2 protein-coding genes and 1 pseudogene are annotated in these 2,690 nt (G+C 41.0%); all 3 read right to left on the reverse strand.

From position 1 onward, the window contains the following. Positions 1–108: 108 nt before the first annotated feature. Complete coding sequence (gene rbr / locus HMPREF1640_RS12260) at positions 109–762, reverse strand: rubrerythrin (RefSeq protein WP_036895325.1); 654 nt, start codon at positions 760–762, stop codon at positions 109–111. A gap of 390 nt (positions 763–1,152) precedes the next feature. Further along, positions 1,153–1,899 carry a transposase gene (locus HMPREF1640_RS12265; RefSeq protein WP_052051837.1) on the reverse strand — a complete coding sequence of 249 codons (747 nt, stop codon included), beginning with the start codon at positions 1,897–1,899 and terminating at the stop codon, positions 1,153–1,155. A gap of 678 nt (positions 1,900–2,577) precedes the next feature. Further along, positions 2,578–2,690: pseudogene (locus HMPREF1640_RS13840) on the reverse strand (IS30 family transposase); the annotation flags it as partial.

The raw sequence follows: 2,690 nt of genomic DNA on the forward strand, positions 1-2,690 counted from the left end.
TATATTTTTTTATTATTCCTGCTACATATGAAAAAAGGCGAGAGTTTTTAGAAATTCTCGCCTTATGCCTATTAATCAGCACTCCATATAGAGCAATGACATCATTTATCAATAGTTGCGCGCGGCCAACTGGAAGAAGCTCTGTGGATGATTGCAAACTGGGCAAAGCTCCGGTGCGTTCTTGCCCACTATGATGTGCCCACAATTACGGCACTGCCATATACTGTCTCCATCACGCGAGAACACTATTTTATTTTCGATATTTTTCAATAGTTTACGGTAACGCTCCTCGTGTTTCTTCTCAATTTCACCTACGCCACGGAACTTAGCGGCAATGCCAGTAAATCCTTCGGCCTTGGCTTCTTCTGCCATGCGAACGTACATATCTGTCCACTCAAAGTTCTCTCCGGCAGCAGCGTCGGCAAGATTGTCTGTGGTAGTAGGAATGTCGCCATCATGCAGAAACTTGAACCACAATTTAGCATGCTCTTTTTCATTAATAGCTGTCTCCATGAAAAGATCAGCTATCTGCTCGTAACCATCTTTCTTTGCCTTGGAAGCATAGTACTGATATTTGGTGTGAGCTTGGCTCTCACCCGCAAAAGCAGCCATGAGGTTAGCCTCTGTCTTGGTGCCTTTCAACGCCTTTGAGCAGAAATCCGCAAATCGCTCCGCCTTGGCATGGCATATTGGACATTCTTTTGGTGCATTTTCTCCTTCGTAAATGTAACCACAAACCGTGCAAATAAATTTCTTCTTCATAATATTTTTGTTTTTTGTAATATAGGATCTTACGCCCTATTTCATAGTTGCTTGATAATATTGCTGAATAAATTCTTATATTGCAAAGATAATCTTTTATTCGCTCATGACAAAAGTATTTGTAATAATTGTTAGTTTGCAATTACAATTTATACAAACTCTAATTTCGTTACAATGGGAATTTCTGCCAATTCCCTTTTCTAAAATCCCCTTAGGCAATCAAATATCATATTCTTTTCCTTGAAAAACCTGTTGGCGGAATTAATTTAGTGCATACTTAAGGTCTGCTAACCAATAATAACCATGCAAGCTCGTGGTATGGCAAAAACTCCTGCAAGTCCATCGAATTTGACGATAATACTCTTTTTGAAGTCTCTCGACCCTGTTTTTTCAAAAAAGAAACAAAGAAGCCCCCCTTAGGAACTTCATTATGTTTTTAGCGAAGAAGCAAGCTACTATCCATGTGTCAGCCGTATCGTTCAGTTTCGCCCGGATGTCGTTTGCCCGGCAAACTCTCTTGGAGGTCCCAAACGTGGATTCTATCCAGTTCCTCTCACCGACAGCCCTTCTCTTGTCCTCCGCATGCTCATCGTTTTCTTCTTTCGGTGGCCGGCCAAGCGGATGGTTGTAACAGTCGACGTGGCATGCCTTGATATACTTTCTGTCCTCCTTTCCAAGGTAGAGCTTGTCGGCCTGAACCTCCCGCGGGAGCATGCCGAAACGCTTTTTGTAGAGTTCCATCTGGGTGACGAGGTCGGACGACTCGTTGTATGCGTCCCAGCTGAGATGATCCACATAAGTGTAGCCGTTGACGATGCTGGCGCCAACCTCTGCCCCAAACTCGACCTTGGCCTTTGCCTTGCCCCTGATGATGGGACGGAGGTGAGGTTGGTAGATACTGATGATGAGGTCGGCACATTTGCGGACATTCTGCTCGAACATCATTTTCTGCTGTTCGTACATCTTGAATGCCGCATTGAGACATTTGAAGTCATGCCGACTGAAACATGAGAGAAGGTCACTTGTATGTCTGCCGAGAAAAACAAGAAACGTCTGGAAATCAGCCTTCAAGCAACGTATCTGGATCGACCTGGTCTTGTCTATGAACTTCTTCCCCTTGCGCTTTTTCTTAATCAAGCAGATCGTAAGTTAAAAATGGTTATTACGAATAAAGTATTTAAGAGTGAGGCTCATACCACTTTAAGGTTCTTCCTCTTCCTCAAGAGGACCTTCGGGATCGGGCTGAGCTGTCCCGGCGTCACCACCAATTGGGCTTGCGGCACAAAGCGAATACTCTACTGCAATGCAAACTATATTAGGACAAATGTAAGCCGACTTTCTACGTGCGGCAGTGGATTCTGTTTTACTCATAACGATACAATAAATTTTAATTTTGACTTTTAATTTCTGAATATACAACCATAAAGGATGGCAAAGAATTACCTTCCAAAAAGAGACACAAAGCTTCGCTGCGCACTAAAACATAATGCGCAGAAAGAGGTATAAGAGAAGATATACCTAATATATATATATATATATATATGAGAGAGAGAGAGAGAGAGAGAGTACAAAATTATTTGGAACTACCAAATAATTTGCGTTAAAAGAAAGAAGAAAATTGTTCTTTCTTTGAAGCATCCCTTGCATCAAAGAATATTTGGTACAATAGGGTAAGTAGCTATGTGAAAAAAATGTTTCAATCTCTATAGTGTTTCACTTTCTGCAAAAATAATATATCTTTTCGTTCTTTGCAAATTTTTAAAGAAAAAAAATAATTTATTGACCTATTCGTAGAGTCAACCAGCAAGTGCAAAATTATAAAACGTGTTTGAAGAACTCGCGCTTAGGTGTAGAAAATTTTAATTTTTCTCTCGGTCTTTCGTTCAGTTTCTTTTGTATCGACATGATCCTCTTGTCCGTATAACGTT

It is taken from the genome of Prevotella sp. S7-1-8, assembly GCF_000758925.1.
Classification (GTDB): domain Bacteria; phylum Bacteroidota; class Bacteroidia; order Bacteroidales; family Bacteroidaceae; genus Prevotella.

Bases quoted from the DNA above. Each gene is read 5' to 3' on its own strand.
- rbr (WP_036895325.1), bottom strand. From the start codon at position 762: ATGAAGAAGAAATTTATTTGCACGGTTTGTGGTTACATTTACGAAGGA.